Annotated in this window: 16 protein-coding genes and 2 riboswitches; of the genes, 11 read left to right on the forward strand and 5 right to left on the reverse strand. The window is 70.9% G+C overall.

Annotated features, from left to right (window positions below):
* Positions 1–82 precede the first annotated feature (82 nt).
* From glyA to gcvT, 3 genes are all read right to left on the reverse strand, one after another.
* Complete coding sequence (glyA, locus tag OO62_RS09335) at positions 83–1,339, reverse strand: serine hydroxymethyltransferase (RefSeq protein ID WP_033266800.1); 1,257 nt, start codon at positions 1,337–1,339, stop codon at positions 83–85.
* 92 nt (positions 1,340–1,431) lie between these two features.
* Complete coding sequence (gene gcvH, locus OO62_RS09340) at positions 1,432–1,809, reverse strand: glycine cleavage system protein GcvH (protein WP_033266801.1); 378 nt, start codon at positions 1,807–1,809, stop codon at positions 1,432–1,434.
* Positions 1,810–1,933: 124 nt separating this feature from the next.
* Positions 1,934–3,061 carry a glycine cleavage system aminomethyltransferase GcvT gene (gene gcvT, locus OO62_RS09345; RefSeq protein ID WP_033266802.1) on the reverse strand — a complete coding sequence of 376 codons (1,128 nt, stop codon included), beginning with the start codon at positions 3,059–3,061 and terminating at the stop codon, positions 1,934–1,936.
* Positions 3,062–3,095: 34 nt separating this feature from the next.
* Positions 3,096–3,213, reverse strand: a riboswitch (glycine riboswitch).
* A riboswitch (glycine riboswitch) is annotated at positions 3,214–3,309 on the reverse strand. It lies immediately after the preceding riboswitch.
* Positions 3,310–3,523: 214 nt separating this feature from the next.
* On the opposite strand from gcvT, the gene OO62_RS09350 reads away from it, so the two are divergent.
* The 9 genes from OO62_RS09350 (at position 3,524) to OO62_RS09390 (ending at position 14,152) form a co-directional block, all read left to right on the forward strand.
* Positions 3,524–4,252, forward strand: coding sequence for an AAA family ATPase (locus OO62_RS09350; RefSeq protein WP_078617084.1), 729 nt, complete (start codon positions 3,524–3,526; stop codon positions 4,250–4,252).
* Between the two features lie 110 nt (positions 4,253–4,362).
* Positions 4,363–5,160: an enhanced serine sensitivity protein SseB gene (locus tag OO62_RS09355; RefSeq protein ID WP_033266804.1), complete on the forward strand. Its 798-nt coding sequence runs from the start codon at positions 4,363–4,365 to the stop codon at positions 5,158–5,160.
* Positions 5,161–5,221: 61 nt separating this feature from the next.
* On the forward strand, positions 5,222–6,022 hold the full coding sequence (locus tag OO62_RS09360; RefSeq protein WP_033266805.1) for an enhanced serine sensitivity protein SseB C-terminal domain-containing protein: 801 nt from the start codon (positions 5,222–5,224) through the stop codon (positions 6,020–6,022).
* A 425-nt stretch (positions 6,023–6,447) separates the two neighbouring features.
* On the forward strand, positions 6,448–7,446 hold the full coding sequence (locus OO62_RS09365; protein ID WP_033266806.1) for an ABC transporter permease: 999 nt from the start codon (positions 6,448–6,450) through the stop codon (positions 7,444–7,446).
* A 93-nt stretch (positions 7,447–7,539) separates the two neighbouring features.
* On the forward strand, positions 7,540–9,291 hold the full coding sequence (locus OO62_RS09370; protein WP_033266807.1) for an ABC transporter substrate-binding protein: 1,752 nt from the start codon (positions 7,540–7,542) through the stop codon (positions 9,289–9,291).
* Between the two features lie 78 nt (positions 9,292–9,369).
* Entirely contained in the window at positions 9,370–10,380 is a 1,011-nt protein-coding gene (locus tag OO62_RS09375) for an ABC transporter permease (protein WP_033266808.1), read from the forward strand.
* On the forward strand, positions 10,377–11,504 hold the full coding sequence (locus OO62_RS09380; RefSeq protein WP_033266809.1) for an ABC transporter ATP-binding protein: 1,128 nt from the start codon (positions 10,377–10,379) through the stop codon (positions 11,502–11,504). Before OO62_RS09375 ends, OO62_RS09380 begins: the two co-directional genes overlap by 4 nt.
* Positions 11,501–12,616 carry an ABC transporter ATP-binding protein gene (locus tag OO62_RS09385; RefSeq protein WP_033266810.1) on the forward strand — a complete coding sequence of 372 codons (1,116 nt, stop codon included), beginning with the start codon at positions 11,501–11,503 and terminating at the stop codon, positions 12,614–12,616. The genes OO62_RS09380 and OO62_RS09385 overlap by 4 nt, the downstream gene beginning before the upstream one ends.
* Positions 12,617–12,724: 108 nt before the next feature.
* Positions 12,725–14,152, forward strand: a complete 1,428-nt coding sequence (locus tag OO62_RS09390) for a M1 family metallopeptidase (RefSeq protein ID WP_033266811.1) — start codon at positions 12,725–12,727, stop codon at positions 14,150–14,152.
* 37 nt (positions 14,153–14,189) lie between these two features.
* On the opposite strand, the gene OO62_RS09395 is transcribed toward OO62_RS09390, so the two are convergent.
* Complete coding sequence (locus tag OO62_RS09395; RefSeq protein WP_051732951.1) at positions 14,190–14,825, reverse strand: trimeric intracellular cation channel family protein; 636 nt, start codon at positions 14,823–14,825, stop codon at positions 14,190–14,192.
* Positions 14,826–14,921: 96 nt separating this feature from the next.
* Between OO62_RS09395 and OO62_RS09400 the strand changes: the two genes are divergently transcribed.
* A complete protein-coding gene (locus tag OO62_RS09400; protein WP_033266813.1) occupies positions 14,922–15,770 on the forward strand; it encodes a thioesterase family protein in 849 nt (282 codons plus the stop codon).
* A gap of 50 nt (positions 15,771–15,820) precedes the next feature.
* On the opposite strand, the gene OO62_RS09405 is transcribed toward OO62_RS09400, so the two are convergent.
* Positions 15,821–16,675: an alpha/beta fold hydrolase gene (locus tag OO62_RS09405; protein ID WP_033266814.1), complete on the reverse strand. Its 855-nt coding sequence runs from the start codon at positions 16,673–16,675 to the stop codon at positions 15,821–15,823.
* Between the two features lie 121 nt (positions 16,676–16,796).
* Here OO62_RS09405 and OO62_RS09410 point away from each other — a divergent pair, with 121 nt between their 5' ends.
* A complete protein-coding gene (locus tag OO62_RS09410; RefSeq protein WP_033266815.1) occupies positions 16,797–17,966 on the forward strand; it encodes a cysteine desulfurase family protein in 1,170 nt (389 codons plus the stop codon).
* Positions 17,967–17,981 lie beyond the last annotated feature (15 nt).

Raw genomic sequence — 17,981 nt, forward strand, 5'->3', positions numbered from 1 at the left:
GACCAACGGCCCCGGGCTCATGGCCCGTTCGGCCCCCGGCCCGCCGGAGGCCGGCGGGCCGGGGGTCACCGCATGAGACGCGTCACAGGGACGGGTACAGCGGGAACTTGTCGGCGAGGGCGGTGACGCGGGCCTTGAGGGCTTCGGCGTCGTAGCTGGGCTTGAGGGCCTCGGCGATGATGTCGGCGACCTCGCGGAAGTCCTCGGCCTGGAAGCCGCGGGTGGCCAGGGCCGGGGTGCCGATGCGCAGGCCCGAGGTGACCATCGGGGGCCGCGGGTCGTTCGGGATGGCGTTGCGGTTGACCGTGATGCCGACCTCGTGGAGGCGGTCCTCGGCCTGCTGCCCGTCGAGGTCGCTGTTGCGCAGGTCGACCAGGACGAGGTGGACGTCGGTGCCACCGGTCAGGACGTCGACGCCGACGGCCTTGGCGTCCTCGCGGGTGAGGCGTTCGGCCAGGATCTTGGCGCCTTCGAGGGTGCGCTGCTGGCGCTCCTTGAAGTCGTCGGAGGCGGCGACCTTGAAGGAGACGGCCTTGGCGGCGATGACGTGTTCGAGGGGGCCGCCCTGCTGGCCGGGGAAGACCGCGGAGTTGATCTTCTTGGCGAGCTCCTGGGTGGACAGGATCACGCCGCCGCGGGGGCCACCGAGGGTCTTGTGGGTGGTGGTGGTGACGACGTGGGCGTGCGGCACCGGGTTGGGGTGCAGGCCCGCGGCGACGAGGCCGGCGAAGTGCGCCATGTCGACCATGAGGTAGGCGCCGACCTCGTCCGCGATGCGGCGGAAGGCGGCGAAGTCGAGCTGGCGGGGGTAGGCGGACCAGCCGGCGACGATCAGCTTGGGCTGGGTCTCCTTGGCGAGGCGCTCGACCTCGTCCATGTCGACCAGACCGTCCTCGCCGACGTGGTAGGGGACCACGTTGTAGAGCTTGCCGGAGAAGTTGATCTTCATGCCGTGGGTCAGGTGGCCGCCGTGGGCGAGGTTGAGGCCCATGATGGTGTCGCCCGGCTTGAGCAGGGCGAACATGGCGGCGGCGTTGGCCTGGGCGCCCGAGTGGGGCTGGACGTTGGCGTGCTCGGCACCGAAGAGGGCCTTGATGCGGTCGATGGCGATCTGTTCGACGACGTCGACGTGCTCGCAGCCGCCGTAGTAGCGGCGGCCGGGGTAGCCCTCGGCGTACTTGTTGGTCAGGACGGAGCCCTGCGCCTCCATGACGGCGGCGGGCGCGAAGTTCTCCGAGGCGATCATTTCGAGCGTGGACTGCTGGCGGTGCAGCTCGGCGTCCACGGCAGCGGCGACATCGGGGTCCAGCTCGTGCAGGGAGCTGTTGAGAATCGACATGAGAGTTCCTAAGAAGGGGTCGGCGCGCGGCACCGTCTTCTGGGCGGAGGTCGGGAGGGGGTGCCTCCCGGCGGTGGCCGGGAGGGCGGGCGTCAGCTCTGGATGAACGCGGCGTACTCGTCGGCCGACAGCAGCTCGCCCGGCTCGCCGCTGATCCGCACCTTGAACAGCCAACCGCCCTCGAACGGGGCGGAGTTCACCAGCGACGGGTCGCTGACGACGTCCTCGTTGATCTCGACGATCTCGCCGTCCACGGGCGCGTAGAGATCGCTGACCGACTTGGTCGACTCCAGCTCACCGCAGGTCTCGCCCGCCGTGATCGTGGAGCCGGCCTCGGGGAGCTGCACGTAGACGACATCGCCGAGCGCGTTGGCGGCGTGCTCGGTGATCCCGACCGTCGAGACGCCGTCCTCGGCGGTCGACAGCCACTCGTGCTCCTTGCTGTAGCGCAGCTGCTGGGGGTTGCTCATGGCTCGATTCTCCTGTACGCGAGGGTGTGGTCGTGAAGGGGGTCGCCCCTGGCGTGGCCGGGGGGCGGGTCTTGTGGTGGGACGCGCGGGGCGCGCCGGTGCCGGGTCCGCCGACGAGGGACCGTTACTTCTGCCGCTTGTAGAAGGGCAGCGCGACGACCTCGTACGGCTCATGGCTTCCACGGATGTCCACGCGGACACCCTCGGTGCCCGGAGTGGCGTAGGCCGCGTCCACGTACGCGATGGCGAGCGGCTTGCCGAGCGTGGGGGAGGGCGCCCCGGAGGTGACCTCGCCGATGACCGTGCCGTCCGCGGTGGTGACCGGGTATCCGGCGCGCGGCACCCGGCGGCCCTCGGCGATCAGGCCGACCAGCTTGCGCGGCGGGTTCGTCTCCGCGCGCTCGGCGGCCGCCGTCAGCGCGGCGCGGCCCACGAAGTCACCGTCGTTGGTCGTCTTCTCGAACTTCACGACCCGGCCCAGGCCCGCGTCGAACGGCGTGGTCGCGGTGGTCAGCTCGTGCCCGTACAGCGGCATGCCCGCCTCCAGGCGCAGCGTGTCGCGGCAGGACAGGCCGCAGGGGACCAGCCCGGCGTCCTTGCCGGCCTCGGTCAGCGCCTCCCACAGGGCGACCGCGTCCGCCGGACGGACGAACAGCTCGAAGCCGTCCTCGCCGGTGTAGCCGGTACGGGCGATCAGCGCGTCGACGCCGGCGACCGTGCCGGGCAGGCCCGCGTAGTACTTCAGGCCGTCCAGGTCGGCGTCCGTCACCGACTTGAGGATGCCGGGGGACTCCGGGCCCTGCACCGCGATCAGCGCGTAGGCGTCCCGGTCGTCGCGGACCACGGCGTCGAATCCGGCGGCGCGGGCGGTCAGCGCGTCCAGCACGACCTGGGCGTTGGAGGCGTTGGCGACGACCATGTACTCCTCGTCGGCCAGCCGGTAGACGATCAGGTCGTCGAGGATCCCGCCCTCGGCGTCACAGATCATGGTGTACCGGGCGCGGCCCGTCTTGACGCCGCCGATGTTGCCGACCAGCGCGTAGTCGAGCAGGTCGGCGGCGCGCGGGCCGGTGACGGTGATCTCGCCCATGTGGGAGAGGTCGAACAGGCCGGCGCGGGTGCGGACGGCGAGGTGCTCGTCCCGCTCGCTGCTGTAGCGCAGCGGCATGTCCCAGCCGGCGAAGTCGGTCATGGTCGCGCCGAGCGCGCGATGGGTGGCGTCGAGCGCGGTGCGACGGGGGGCATCACTCATGGTTCTGGGCTCCCAGGCAGGGGTGACAGGACGTCTCTCCCCATCTGTCATCGGAACCTGAGAGGTTCACCGGGATCCCGCGAACGGACCCGGTTTGCACCTTGGGTGGAGCCGCCCCTGCAACCGGGCAGTGGCTCGCTTTTCAGATCTGCCTCGCCCGCGCGGTATAGGGGCCTGAGAGATTCAAGGGAGGACTTGCTCCTTCGGCGCCCCGCCGTGGCGGCCGGGGACTCTCCCGCGCGGATTCAAGCGGCCGGTATGGAGTTGGCAGTGCACGGGTGAAACCGGATGTGCACGTGGCGGCCACATCATTGCACGGGATCGCCGGATGGAGGAGCCCTGGCCGCCACCCCGTCCATGACGTGGGCAGATCGGGCAATCGCCTTGCTGGTCATTACCTTTTCTTGACACTCTGCGGGTAAGGGACGGACTCGGGTCGGACCGGAACCGGACGGGGAGGCGATCACGGTGCACAGGGAAGCGGCACTCGCGGCCACTTCGGGGGTCGTGCCCCCGGACTCCGCGCCGGTGGCGGCCCCCGCGGCCCCGCCCCGGACCGGCCGGCGGCGCTCCGCGCTCCGGCCCGGCCGCGGCGTCCGGATCGTCGACCTGCGCGGCGCGGGCCGCGCCCGGGGCGCCGCCGAGCTGCGGTTCCCGGCCGGTGACCTGGTCGTGGTCTCCGGTCTGCCGGGCAGCGGCAAGAGCACCCTGATGCACCGCGTCGTACCGCCGCTGGACGCGGGCGGCGCCGCGGTGCACCGCATCGACTCGCAGGACGTGCGCGAGCGCTGGGAGCGCGGCAGGCTGGGCCGGCTGCCGTACGGCCTGTACCGCCCGCTGGTGCGGGCCGCGCACTACTGGGCGCTGGGCCGGGCGCTGCGCTCCGGCGACAGCGTGGTGGTGCACGACTGCGGGACGCTGGCGTGGGTGCGCCGCTGGATCGCGCGGTCGGCCGTGCGCGGCGGCCGCGGGCTGCACCTGGTGCTGCTCGACGTGGCGCCGGAGGTGGCCCGCTCCGGCCAGGCGGCGCGCGGGCGCGGCGTGTCGGGGTACGCCTTCGCCCGGCACCGCAGGGCGGTGGGCCGGCTGATCGGCGCGGCGGAGTCGGCCGGGCTGCCCGGCGGGTTCGGCTCGGCGGTGTTGCTGGACCGGCCGGCCGCGAGCGCGCTGGAGACTCTCGGCTTCCACTGAGCGGAGCGCCGCTTCCGGCCGCGGTGCGCACCGCCCCGGTAGGTCCCACCTCGTGCTTTCTCGTCTAGGGTCGTGCGCCAGAAAGCGCGGTTCGGAGCGGGTGGGTGCAGATGAATATTCCGGAGCAGGGGATACCGCAGCTGGCGTGGCCGGCGAACGAGTTCGAAGAGGTGCTGGCCGCGTCGGTCGGCCATCCGGGCGCGGGCGGCCGGATCGTCGAGGTCCTGGGCCGCAGCCGGCTGTGGGTGCCGCTGCCCAACGGCGGCGGACCGGACAGCGCGGGGCCCGGAGCCCGCGGGCTCGATCTGCCCACCGTCGACATCGGCGGCGCGCCCTACGTCCCCGTCTACAGCTCCGAGCAGGAGTTCCTCCGGGTCGTCGGCGCGCACATGCCCTTCACCGTCGCCCCGGCCCAGGAGTTCGCCCGCGGGCTGCCGCCGCAGGTCGGGATCGTGGTCAACCCCGACGGCACGGTCGGTGTCCCGCTGCCGCCGCCCGCGGTGGCCGGGTTGTGCCGGACGGGGCGTCACGAGGTGGAGGGGCTGCCGAGCGGCGGCCGGGTGCGGCTGTTCGAGCCGGACTGGCAGGACGAGCCGGTGGACTTCCTGGCCGCGGCCGGGCTGGAGTTCTCCGGCGCCGGAATTGTCCTGACTGCCCGGCGTGCCCTGGCTAGTGTCGAGGGCGACACGCCCGCGCTGTTCGTCGGTGTTCAGATCGAGGCGGCCCCCGCCGCGCTGCACGACGGCACCGCCCGCGAGGTGGCGCTCGCGGCCCTGGGACGTGCGCTCGGCATGGTGCCGGTGCCCTGGCCCGTCCAGCTGGTGATGCTCGATCTCGCCCAGGGCGACCCGGTGGCCGACTGGCTGCTGGAGCGCGTGCGGCCCTTCTACTCTCGGGACCACTCGTAAGCTGGTTGGATGACGCGCGGGCGCACCCACACGTGCCCTGCCGAGAGAAGGGACGGACCACGTGAGCGCGGGTGCGCATCAGGGGCCGGCGGCGGCCGGACAGCTGGAGCAGCTGCTGGCGCAGGTCTCGCCCGGCCGTTACGACGCCTATGAGGCGGTGCTGCACGCGCTCGCCGCGGGCCAGGTCTGGATGCTGCTCTGGCACGGCCGGGCCGGTTCACCGGACGCGCAGTACGGGAACATGGAGGTCGACGGGCTCGGCTACGCCCCGTGCGTGACCTCGGCGCCCGAACTCGCCGCCTCCGGCTGGAACCGCGACCACGAGGTCGTCGGCGGCCTGGAGATCGCCGGTTCGCTCTTTCCGGACCGCTGGGGCCTGTGGCTGAACCCGCACGCCCCCGGCGGCGGCGTCGGCATCCCCTGGCTCGACCTGCGCCGGATCGCCGGCGGCCTGGACCGGCTGCCGGCCGGGCCGCTGCGGATCTCGGAACCCGTCATCGACATCCCGCAGTTCTACGCCCTGCTCGCGCAGAACGCCCACCGCACGCCCGCCGTGCGGTCGTTGCGCCGCGCCTGGGTGCAGCCCGCGCTCGGTGCCCCGTATCTGGCGATCGGTCTGGATCTGTACGACACCGGCCCGCAGGCGGTGGACGCGGCGCGGCTGATGATCCAGCAGTCCATCGGCGCGGTGCCGGACGGACTGCCGGTCTCCACGGTGGCGATGAACGACGAGTACGACCCGGTCGGGATGTGGATGCGGGCCTCGACGCGCGCGTTCTTCGACCGGGACGGCTATGCCCAGCCGGCTGGACAGCAGCCGCCCGCGCCCTCGTACGGCTACGGCTACCCGCGCCCCTACTGACGGCGCACCCCGCCCGCCGGAGCCGTCGCTCCGGCGGGCCGTTTCTGGCTGAATTCGCCCTGTATTCACCGCGGTTGAGGGCTTCTCCCGCGGTCCTTCGCCCCGCTCAGCCCGAACTGCTGTCCGTATAACGGAAAGCCGTGGAGCACATCACAGTTACGCATCCTTTCCCCGCCAGGGCTGGTGACTGATCGCGAAGGGGATGAAGACTCCGGAACCAACAGGGCCTCGGTCCTTTGTACGAGCGTCATCCCGTAGGACCTCGCACGAACCCCCGGCTTCCGCAGCGCGAACTTCCGCGGCGCCCCCGGGGCTTGCACCGACTTGCACCGAACTTGCACCGACTTGCACCAGTGATGTGAATCAGGCCGCTACCGCGGCGGGCAGGGGCCGGCCACCGTCGGCCGAGAGGGGTCAAAGGCACCGTGACCGCACCGATCGAGACCACCGGGGCGGCTGCTGAGGCGCAGCCGGAAGCGGTGCTCAAAGGCGTGGAGAGCAAGCGCATCGAAGGGCGCTCGCTCGGGCAGATCGCATGGCTGCGCTTCCGGCGGGACAAGGTCGCGGTGGCCGGTGCCATCGTTGTCATCCTCCTGGTGGCCGTCGCCGCGTTCTCCCGCCCCCTCCAGGCGCTGCTCGGCCTGGACCCGAACAACCCCGATCAGTCGCTGATCGACCCCAACACCACCCTTCCCAAGGGCGACTTCGGCGGCATGAGCGCGGACCACCCGCTCGGCGTGGACCCGAAGTTCGGCCGCGATCTGCTCGCCCGGATCCTGGAGGGCTCCTGGGTGTCGCTGATCGTGGCCTTCGGCGCGACGCTGCTGTCGGTCGCCATCGGCACCGTCCTCGGCGTGGTCGCCGGCTTCTACCGCGGCCGGGTGGACGCCTTCATCAGCCGCATGATGGACGTCTTCCTGGCGTTCCCGCTGCTGCTGTTCGCCATCGCGATCTCCGCCTCGCTGCAGGGCGGCGCCTTCGGTATGGAGGGCCTGCCGCTGCACATCTCGGTGCTGATCTTCGTGATCGGCTTCTTCAACTGGCCGTACATGGGACGGATCGTGCGCGCGCAGACCCTGTCGCTGCGGGAGCGCGAATTCGTGGACGCCGCCCGCGGCATGGGTGCGCGCGGGCCGTTCATCCTCTTCCGTGAGCTGCTGCCCAACCTGGTGGGACCGATCATCGTCTACTCGACGCTGCTGATCCCCTCCAACATCCTCTTCGAGGCGGCGCTGAGCTTCCTGGGCGTCGGCATCCAGCCGCCCCAGGCGTCCTGGGGCGGCATGCTCAACCAGGCGGTCAAGTACTACGAGGTCGACCCCCAGTACATGATCGTCCCCGGCCTCGCGATCTTCGTCACCGTGCTCGCCTTCAACCTGCTCGGTGACGGTCTGAGGGACGCCCTGGACCCGCGCAGCCGCTGACGGCCCCGCCGCACGGGCTGCGCCCAGAAGCCTCAACCGCGTTTGACGTTGTGCCTTTTTGAGTTTCGACGAACGAAGGGGAGACCGACCATCATGCGAAGGTCAGTTCCGGTCGCGGCGATAGCGGCCATCACCAGTGCGGGCCTCGTGCTGGCCGGCTGCAGCGGGGGCAAGAGCTCCTCGGACGGCTCGGCGGAGGCGAACGCCGCGACGAAGGGCGTCGTCAACGCCTCGGACGCGAAGGGCGGCACGGTCACCTACGCGCTCAGCGACGCCCCCGAGTCGTTCGACCCCGGCAACACGTACTACGCCTTCATCTACAACTTCAGCCGGCTGTACGCGCGCCCGCTCACCACCTTCAAGCCGGGCCCCGGCTCGAAGGGCAACGAGCTGGTGCCGGACCTCGCCGAGTCGATGGGCAAGCCCAGCGACGGCGGCAAGACCTGGACGTACAAGATCCGCAAGGGCGTCAAGTACGAGGACGGTTCGACCGTCACCTCGCAGGACGTCAAGTACGCGGTGGAGCGCTCCAACTTCGCCCGCGACACCCTGTCGCTGGGGCCGAACTACTTCCAGCAGTTCCTCGTGGACAACGAGGGCGGCTACAAGGGCCCGTACAAGGACAAGAGCAAGGCCGGCCTGAAGTCCATCGAGACGCCGGACGACCAGACGATCGTCTTCCACCTGAAGAAGGCGTTCGCCGAGTTCGACTACCTGGTCAGCGCGCCGCAGACCGCTCCGGTCCCGCAGGCGAAGGACAAGGGCGCGGACTACACCAAGTCCGTGCTGTCCACCGGCTCGTACAAGTACCAGAGCTACCAGGAGGGCAAGCAGCTCACCCTGGTCCGCAACCCGCAGTGGTCGGCGAAGACCGACCCGCTGCGCAAGCAGCTGCCCGACAAGATCGTGCTGAACCTGAAGGTCGCCCAGTCGACCATCGACAAGGACCTGCAGTCCGGCAACACCCTGGTCGACCTGGCCGGTCGCGGCGTGGACGGCCAGACGCAGGCCCAGCTGCTGACGGACTCCAAGGCGAAGGCCAACACCGACAACGCGCTCGGCCAGCGCCTCGTCTACACGGCGATCAACACCAAGGTGAAGCCGTTCGACAAGCTGGAGTGCCGGCAGGCCGTCGAGTACGCGATCGACAAAAAGGCCGTGCAGACCGCGCTCGGCGGCCCGATCCGCGGTGAGCTGGCGTCCACGGTCCTGCCGACCGACATCGACGGCTACCAGAAGTACGACCTGTACCCGCAGAAGTACGACGGCGACAAGCTGGACCTGGCCAAGGCCAAGGAGTACTGGGGCAAGTGCGGTGCCGGCAAGGCCACGACCACCATCCTGGCCCGCAGTGACCGCCAGGACGAGGTCGACGCGGCCACCTCGGTCATCGACTCGCTGAAGAAGATCGGTGTCACCGCCAAGCTCCAGCAGTACCCCACCAGCAAGTACTTCTCGGACTACGCCGGTGTGCCGGAGTTCAACAAGAAGAACAACGTCGGCCTGATGATGATGCAGTGGGGTTCGGACTTCCCGACCGGCTACGGCTACCTCCAGCAGATCCTCAACGGCAAGGCGATCAGCAAGTCCGGCAACACCAACCTCTCAGAGCTGGACGACCCGGAGATCAACAAGCTGCTCGAGACCGCCATCGCCAACACCGACAAGGCGGCCCGCCAGAAGGCGTACGCCGAGATCGACAAGAAGACGATGGAGCAGGCGGCGCTGGTCCCGCTCACCTACTTCAAGGTCCTGATGTACCGCTCGCCCAAGGCCACCAACCTGGTGTCCACCTCGGCCTTCAGCGGTCAGTACGACTACCTCAACATCGGCGTCAAGAAGTAGCAGCCCTGGAAGGCAGGTGAAGGCATTGGTGTCCGCGGGCCGGTTCCGGCCGGTCCGCGGCGCCGACGCCGCATCCCCGTGTTCTCGTACCTCATCCGCAGGTTGATCAGCGCAGTGGTCCTGCTGCTGATCGTCAGCGCGGTCACGTTCGGCATCTTCTTCCTGCTGCCGAAGCTGGCCGGGCAGAGCACCGACCAGCTTGCGCAGCAGTACATCGGAAAGGCCCCCACGCCCGCGGACATCGCCGCGGTGAAGAAGAACCTCGGCCTGGACAAGCCCGTGTACGAGCAGTACTGGGACTTCCTCAAGGGCATCTTCGTCGGCGTCGACTACAAGTTCGGCCCGGAAGCCGCCAAGTGCCATGTGCCGTGCTTCGGTTACTCCTTCAAGACCCACATCGAGGTCTGGCCGGAGATTCAGTCCAGGCTGCCGGTGACCCTCTCGCTGGCCGCCGGCGCGGCCGTGCTGTGGGTCGTCTCCGGTGTCGCCACCGGCGTCCTCTCCGCGCTGCGTCCCGGCTCGATCTTCGACCGGATGGCGATGGGCATCGCGCTGGCCGGCGTCTCCCTCCCGATGTTCTTCACCGGCGCCCTGGCGCTGGCCCTGTTCACCTACCAGTGGCCGATCTTCGAACGCAGCGACTACGTACCGCTGCTGGACGATCCGTTCCTGTGGGCGCGCACCCTGGTGCTGCCCTGGGTCACCCTGGCCTTCCTCTACTCCGCGCTCTACGCCCGGCTCACCCGGGCGGGCATGCTGGAGACGCTGAGCGAGGACTACATCCGCACCGCCCGCGCCAAGGGCCTGCGGGAGCGCAAGGTGGTTGTACGGCACGGTCTGCGGGCCGCGCTCACCCCGATCATCACGGTCTTCGGCATGGACCTGGGCCTGCTGCTGGGCGGTGCGCTCATCACCGAACAGGTCTTCTCGCTCAAGGGAGTCGGCGCCTTCGCCGTCGAGGCGATCAATGCCAACGACCTCCCGAACATTCTCGGCGTCACCCTGCTCGCCGCGTTCTTCATCGTCATGTGCAACCTGGTGGTGGACGTTCTGTACGCCGCCGTAGACCCGCGGGTGAGGCTCTCGTGACCGACTCCTCCGAGGACAGGACCGCAGTACCGTCCCAGAGCGCCGCGGCCGGGTCCGCCGCGGCCCCCACCGAGGCGGCACCCGAGAGGGACGCCTTCCTCCAGGTGCGGGACCTCAAGGTCCACTTCCCCACCGACGACGGTCTGGTCAAGTCCGTCGACGGGCTGACCTTCAGCCTGGAGAAGGGCAAGACGCTCGGCATCGTCGGCGAGTCCGGCTCCGGCAAGTCCGTGACGTCGCTCGCCGTGATGGGCCTGCACCGCGCCTCGCGCCAGCAGCGCAGCAAGGTCCGGATGTCCGGCGAGATCCGGCTGGACGGCAAGGAGCTGGTCTCCGCCGACCCGGACGAGGTGCGCCGGCTGCGTGGCCGGCGGATGGCGATGATCTTCCAGGATCCGCTCTCCGCGCTGCACCCCTTCTACTCGGTCGGCAGCCAGATCGTGGAGGCGTACCGGGTCCACAACGACGTCGACAAGAAGACCGCGCGCAAGCGGGCGATCGAGATGCTCGACCGGGTCGGCATCCCGCAGCCCGACAAGCGGGTCGACGACCATCCGCACCAGTTCTCCGGCGGTATGCGGCAGCGCGCCATGATCGCGATGGCGCTGGTCAACAACCCCGAGCTGCTGATCGCCGACGAGCCGACCACGGCCCTGGACGTCACCGTCCAGGCGCAGATCCTGGACCTGATCCGCGATCTGCAGAAGGAGTTCGGCTCGGCGGTCATCATCATCACCCACGACCTCGGGGTGGTCGCCGAGCTCGCCGACGACCTGCTGGTGATGTACGGCGGGCGGTGCATCGAGCGCGGCCCGGCGGAGAAGGTCTTCTACGAGCCCCAGCACCCCTACACCTGGGGCCTGCTCGGCTCCATGCCGCGGATCGACCGCGACCAGACCGAGCGGCTGATCCCGGTCAAGGGCTCCCCGCCCAGCCTGATCAACGTCCCGTCCGGGTGTGCCTTCAACCCGCGCTGCCCGTACGCGGACGTGCCCAAGGACAACCTCACCCGTACGGTCCGCCCCGAGCTGCGCGAGGCCGGCGGCGGCCACTACTCCGCCTGCCACATGGCGCCGGAGGAGCGGCAGCGTATCTGGACCGAAGAGATTGCGCCGAAGCTGTGACCGAGACGACTGACGACCCGAACAACAAGATCCCGCTCCAGAAGGCGCCGGACACCCGGCCCGGTCCGGCCGCCGACGCCGAGCCGCTGCTCAAGGTCCGCGGGCTGGTCAGGCACTTCCCGATCACCAAGGGTCTGCTCAAGCGGCAGGTCGGCGCGGTGCAGGCGGTCGACGGCATCGACTTCGACGTACGGCCCGGGGAGACGCTCGGCGTCGTCGGGGAGTCCGGCTGCGGCAAGTCGACGATGGGCCGGCTGATCACCCGGCTCGACGAGCCGACCGGCGGCTCCATCGAGTTCCAGGGCACCGACATCACCCATCTGTCGACGGGCAAGCTGCGGCCGATGCGCCGCGACGTGCAGATGATCTTCCAGGACCCGTACGGTTCGCTGAACCCGCGGCACACCATCGGCGGCATCGTCTCCACCCCCTTCCGCCTCCAGGGCGTCGAGCCCGAGGGCGGGGTGAAGAAGGAGGTGCAGCGGCTGCTGGAGCTGGTGGGTCTGAGCCCCGAGCACTACAACCGCTATCCGCACGAGTTCTCCGGCGGCCAGCGGCAGCGCATCGGCATCGCCCGCGCGCTGGCCCTCAAGCCCAAGCTGGTGGTCGCCGACGAGCCGGTCTCGGCGCTGGACGTCTCCATCCAGGCGCAGGTCGTCAACCTGATGGACGACCTCCAGGAGGAGCTGGGCCTGACGTACGTCATCATCGCCCACGACCTCTCGGTCATCCGGCACGTCTCGGACCGGATCGCGGTGATGTACCTCGGCAAGATCGTGGAGCTGGCGGACCGCACGGAGCTCTACGAGAACCCGATGCACCCGTACACCAAGGCGCTGCTGTCCGCGGTGCCGGTGCCCGACCCCAAGCGGCGTACCCAGCGCGACCGGATCCTGCTCAAGGGCGACGTGCCCTCGCCGATCAACCCGCCCTCCGGCTGCCGGTTCCGCACCCGCTGCTGGAAGGCGACCGAGGTGTGCACCACCACCGAGCCGCCGCTGGTCGCGCTGCGGACGGGGCACCAGGTGGCCTGCCACCACCCGGAGAACGCCGGGGAGCCGGCCGCGGCGGGGACGAAGGCTCCGGACGGTCAGGCATCAAGTGATCAGTAACACCTGACGACTTGGCAAAGTCGTGGGTGAAACAGAGCGGGAGAGTGCAGAGTCAGCACGGTTGTTCGATCTTCGATCGGCCTTCATCCGTGTCCGAAGGGATGGCTCATGGCACTCTCCCGTTCCGTACGTCGTACCTCCCGCTGGCTCGCGCTGGCCACCGCGGTCGCGTCGGCCGCCACCCTCGCCGCCGCGCCGGCCGCGTCCGCCGCGCCCGCCCCGACTCCCGGCGCCCCGGGGGCCGGTGACCCGTACTTCCCCGAACTGGGCAACGGCGGCTTCGACGCCCTGCACTACGACCTCGGGGTCAGCTACCACCCCGACAGCGGCCGGCTCGACGGCCGCACCACGCTCACCGCCCGGGCCACCCAGAACCTCTCCGGCTTCGACCTGGACCTCCAGAAGCTGACGGTGGACTCGGTCCGGGTGAACGGCCACCGCGCGCGCTTCACCAGATCCGGCGACGAGATATCCGTACGCCCCGGCTTCCCGCTGCACCGCGGCGCGAAGTTCACCGTCACCGTCGCCTACCACGGCGTCCCCAAGCCGCTCAGCGGGCCGATCGTCTTCGGCTCCGACTACGGCTGGATGAAGACCAAGGACGGCGTCTTCGTCGCCTGCGAGCCGAACGCCGCCTCGACGTGGTTCCCCTCCAGCGACCACCCCGGCGACAAGGCCACCTACGACATCCGCATCGACGCCCCCAAGGGCCTGACCGGCGTCTCCAACGGCCGCCTGATCAGCTCCGGGGAGGCGCGCGGACGCTCGTACGCGCACTGGCGCGAGTCCCGTCCGATGGCCACCTATCTGGCCACCGCCACCATCGGGAAGTTCGACGTCCGTACGGGCACCACCCCCGGCGGGGTCCCGGTCTACGTCGCCACCGACCCGACCCTGCCCACCGGCAAGGTCGACGTCTACGGCATCACCGCGGAGGCCACCGACTACTGGTCGAAGGTCTTCGGTCCCTACCCCTTCGAGGAGACCGGGGCGATCGTCGACGACATGCCGCAGGCCGGGTTCTCCCTGGAGGTGCAGTCGAAGCCCGTCTACTCGGCCGTGCGCAGCGAGAGCACCATCGTCCACGAGCTGGCCCACCAGTGGTTCGGCGACTCGGTGTCCGTCAAGCAGTGGAAGAACATCTGGCTGAACGAGGGGTTCGCCACCTACGCGCAGTGGCTGTGGGCCGAGCACCGCGGCACCAGCACCGCCCATGACTCCTTCCGCAAGACGTACGACGCGATCCCGGCGGGCGACGCCTTCTGGCAGCAGAAGATCGCCGATCCGCAGCGGGACACCATGTTCTCCGGCGCGGTCTACGAGCGCGGCGCGATGACGCTGCAGGCGCTGCGCGAGCGGATCGGCGACAAGGCGTTCTTCAAGCTGCTGCCGGCCTGGACCGCCGCCCACCGCTACGGCAACGCGGAGACCTCGCAGTTCATCGCGCTCGCCGAGAAGATCTCCGGGCAGAAGCTGGGCGATCTCTTCACGGCCTGGCTGAACACCTCGGGCCGGCCCGCGCTGCCGGCGAAGTAACGCTTCCCCGCACGGAGTCCGGGGCGCGGCGCACGGATCAGTCGGTGCCGCCGCGGCCCGGCCGGGGGCGCAGCTGCTGGGGGCGCGGCAGATGGAGACCCAGATAGACCGCGCCCATACGGAGGGCGAAGACCACTCCCGCCGAGACGACCGCGGCGGGGGTGGCACCCACGCCGAGGTTGTGCAGCAGCAGGTAGCAGCAGCCGCCGGCCAGCGCGGCGATGGCGTAGACGTCCTCGCGCAGCAGCAGCGGCGGGAACTCCCCGCACAGCACGTCGCGGATCACCTCGCCGGCGACCCCGGTCAGCACCGCCAGGATGATCACGGCGAGCGGGGTGGCCCCCGCCTCGATGGCGGCGCGGGCGCCGATCACCGTCACGACGGACAGTCCGACCGCGTCGACCACCAGCAGCGACTTGTGCGGCAGTTTCCAGAACCGCAGATAGATGATGGTGCCCACGCCGACGCAGATGATCACGGTCAGCAGCACCCAGTCGTGCGTCCAGTACAGCGGCCGGCGGTCGAGGATGAGATCGCGCAGCGTGCCGCCGGAGATGGACGCGGCGAACGCGAGCACCAGACCGCCGAAGGGGTCCATGTTGGCGCGGTAGGCGGCGAGCACCCCGCTTGCCGCGAAGGCCGCGACGCCGGCCAGGTAGAGCACGTGAAGCATGGCGCCCATCATCGCAGGGCCGGACGGACGGCTTCCGTCCGCGGTCGTCAAAACTGACACTACCGGTCGGTAACCATCCGGTGTAGCGTGCAACCCATGGCTCTGGCGACCCTTGGCAACAGTGAGTTCGACCGCGACACGGCGGTCACCCGCAGCGCCCCCGGTGTCTACGACACCCACCTCTCCGCGGGCTGGACGATCATCCAGGCGGTCAACGGCGGCTACCTCCTCGCGGTGATGGGCCGCGCCCTGGCCGACGCCCTCCCGCACCCCGACCCGCTCTCGGTGAGCGCGCACTACCTCACCGCCTCCGTACCGGGTCCCGCGGTCGTCCGCACCGAGGTGGTCCGCAGCGGCCGCACGATGTCCACCGGCACCGCCCGCCTCATCCAGTTCGCCGAGGACGGCACCGAGGTCGAACGGCTGCGGGTGCTCGCCACCTACGGCGACCTCGACGCGCTGCCCGACGACGTCCGCACCACCGCCAAGCCGCCCGCCATCCCCCCGTACGAGCACTGCCTGGGATCGGACGCCGCACCCGGCGGGCGCCCCGTCATCCCCGGCAGCACCGCCATCACCGACCGGCTCGCGCTTCGCCTGGACCCGGCGACCGCCGGCTGGGCCGTCGGCGCCCCCTCCGGCAAGGGGGAGATGCGCGCGTGGTTCGGCCTCGCCGACGGCCGCGACCCCGACCCGCTCTCGCTGCTGCTGACCGTCGACGCGCTGCCGCCCACCGCCTTCGAGATCGGCCTGTCCGGCTGGGTCCCCACCGTCGAACTGACCGTCCACGTCCGCCACCGCCCGGCACCCGGACCGCTGCGCGTCGCCATCACCACCCGCAATCTGGCGGGCGGTTTCCTGGAGGAGGACGCGGAGGTCTGGGACAGCGAGGACCGACTGGTCGCCCAGTCGCGCCAGTTGGCCCGGGCACTGCTGGAGGGTTGACGAAACGGGCGGAACCGCCCGGGTTCACGGGGCGTTGCGCGTGTCCCGTCCTAGCTGTCCGCCCCCAGGAAGTCCGCCAGCGCCGCGGTGAGTTCCGCGGGCGCGTCCTCCTGTACGAGATGCCCGGCGCCCTCGATGAGCCGCAGCTGTGCGCCGGGAATCCGGGCGGCCAGCTCGTGTCCCTTCGCCACCGGGATCCAGCTGTCCTGTGCGCCCCAGCAGATCAGCGTCGGCAGTCCGAGCTCGCCGTAGCGCTCCTCGATCTCGTCCGTGAACCGCTGGTCGTTCTGCTGGATCTGCCGGTAGAACGCCGGCTGCCCCGCCTCGGTGCACCAGGGCTCGGCCAGCCGGTCGAGTACGGCCGGATGCAGTCCCGGCCGGCTCGCGGAGGAGAGGTACTCACGCACCAGCGCCCGGTGGAGCGCGGGCGGCAGCTGTCCGAAGACGTCGGGGTGCGCGCCCAGCAGCCGGTACGTCGGCGAGCCCCAGGGCGACAGCGCCACCGGGTCGACCAGCGCCAGGCGTGCGTAGTGCGCACCGTGCAGCAGATGGGCGCGCAGCGCCACGCAGCCGCCGAAGTCATGCGCCACGACGGCCGGCCGAGCCGCCTCGCCGGTCAGCTCCCAGTGCCCGAGCAGCTCCCGGAACACCCGGGCCTGCGCGCCGAGCGAGACGTCCTGCCCCGCCCGCTTCTCCGAAGCGCCGTAGCCCGGCATGTCCCACACGAACACCCGGTGCCGCGCGGCCAGGGCGCGGGCCACGCCCCGCCACACGTACGACGAGAACGGCGTCCCGTGCAGCAGCACCACGGCCGGCACCCCGGCGCGCTCCTCGCCGAGGACGGCCCACCGCACCTCGTCGCCCGACGCGGTGCGGAACGTACGGTCCAGAAGCCACTGTGTCATGAGCGTAAGGCTAGTGACTCCTTACAAGGGGTGTCGAGAGGCGCGGTGCATCCCGGTGCTCCCGCGCGCCGCGGACGCGCCCCGGGGCTCCGCCGCGGCGGCTCGTAGAATCGTGCGCACCATGGTTTACCTCGACCACGCCGCCACCACCCCGATGCTCCCGGAGGCGGTGCAGGCGATGACCGCCCAGCTGACCGTCACCGGCAATGCGTCCTCCCTGCACGCCGACGGCCGGCGGGCCCGGCGCACCGTCGAGGAGGCGCGCGAGTCCCTCGCTGCCTCGCTCGGCGCGCGCCCCAGCGAAATCGTCTTCACGGCGGGCGGCACCGAGGCGGACAACCTCGCGGTCAAGGGCCTGTACTGGGCGCGCCGGGCGGCCGACCCGGCCCGGACCCGCGTGCTCGCCAGCCCCGTCGAGCACCACGCCGTCCTCGACGCCGTGGAGTGGCTCGCCGAACAGGAGGGCGCCCGCGTCGACTGGCTGCCCGTCGACGCGTACGGCCGGGTGCACGCCGACGCGCTGCGCGAGGCCATCGCCCGCGACCCCGCCGATGTCGCGCTGGCCACCGTCATGTGGGCCAACAACGAGATCGGCACCGTCCAGCCGGTCCGTGAACTCGCGGACGTGGCGGCGGAGTTCGAGATTCCGCTGCACGCCGACGCGGTGCAGGCGGTCGGCCAGCTGGAGGTCGACTTCGCCGCCTCCGGGCTCGCCGCGATGACCGTCTCCGGCCACAAGATCGGTGGCCCCTACGGCATCGGCGCGCTGCTGCTCGGCCGCGAGTACGCCCCGGTGCCGGTGCTGCACGGCGGCGGCCAGGAGCGGCACGTGCGCTCCGGCACCCTCGACACCCCCGCCATCGCCGCCTTCGCCGCCGCCGGCCGGCACGCCGTCGCCCACCGCGCGGACTTCGCCCGTGACATCGGGGCGCTGCGCGACGACCTGATCAAGGCGGTGCGCGCCGCCGCCCCGGACGCCGTCCTCGGCGGCGACCCGGACCCCGCCGGCCGCCTCCCCGCCAACGCGCACTTCTCCTTCCCCGGGTGCGAGGGCGACTCCCTGCTGCTCCTCCTGGACGCCCAGGGCATCGCCTGCTCCACGGGCTCCGCCTGCACCGCCGGCGTCGCCCAGCCCAGCCACGTCCTCCTCGCGACCGGCATGCCACCGGAGCTGGCCCGCGGCACCCTGCGGTTCTCCCTGGGCCACACCTCCACCGCCGAGGACGTCGCCGCGCTGGCGCAGGCCATCGGCCCCGTGGTGGAACGGGCCCGCAGCGCCGGCCTGAGCTAGGGGGCCGGGAGCCGG

The sequence above is a fragment of the Streptomyces lydicus genome, from assembly GCF_000717345.1.
In the GTDB taxonomy this organism is placed as follows: Bacteria; Actinomycetota; Actinomycetes; order Streptomycetales; family Streptomycetaceae; genus Streptomyces; species Streptomyces lydicus.

What these genes read in the sequence shown, in the direction of transcription:
- glyA (WP_033266800.1), bottom strand. Translation starts at nt 1,339, where the DNA reads ATGTCGATTCTCAACAGCTCCCTGCACGAGCTGGACCCCGATGTCGCC.
- gcvH (WP_033266801.1), bottom strand. Translation starts at nt 1,809, where the DNA reads ATGAGCAACCCCCAGCAGCTGCGCTACAGCAAGGAGCACGAGTGGCTG.
- gcvT (WP_033266802.1), bottom strand. Translation starts at nt 3,061, where the DNA reads ATGAGTGATGCCCCCCGTCGCACCGCGCTCGACGCCACCCATCGCGCG.
- OO62_RS09355 (WP_033266804.1), top strand. Translation starts at nt 4,363, where the DNA reads ATGAATATTCCGGAGCAGGGGATACCGCAGCTGGCGTGGCCGGCGAAC.
- OO62_RS09370 (WP_033266807.1), top strand. Translation starts at nt 7,540, where the DNA reads ATGCGAAGGTCAGTTCCGGTCGCGGCGATAGCGGCCATCACCAGTGCG.
- OO62_RS09390 (WP_033266811.1), top strand. Translation starts at nt 12,725, where the DNA reads ATGGCACTCTCCCGTTCCGTACGTCGTACCTCCCGCTGGCTCGCGCTG.
- OO62_RS09395 (WP_051732951.1), bottom strand. Translation starts at nt 14,825, where the DNA reads ATGCTTCACGTGCTCTACCTGGCCGGCGTCGCGGCCTTCGCGGCAAGC.
- OO62_RS09400 (WP_033266813.1), top strand. Translation starts at nt 14,922, where the DNA reads ATGGCTCTGGCGACCCTTGGCAACAGTGAGTTCGACCGCGACACGGCG.
- OO62_RS09405 (WP_033266814.1), bottom strand. Translation starts at nt 16,675, where the DNA reads ATGACACAGTGGCTTCTGGACCGTACGTTCCGCACCGCGTCGGGCGAC.
- OO62_RS09410 (WP_033266815.1), top strand. Translation starts at nt 16,797, where the DNA reads ATGGTTTACCTCGACCACGCCGCCACCACCCCGATGCTCCCGGAGGCG.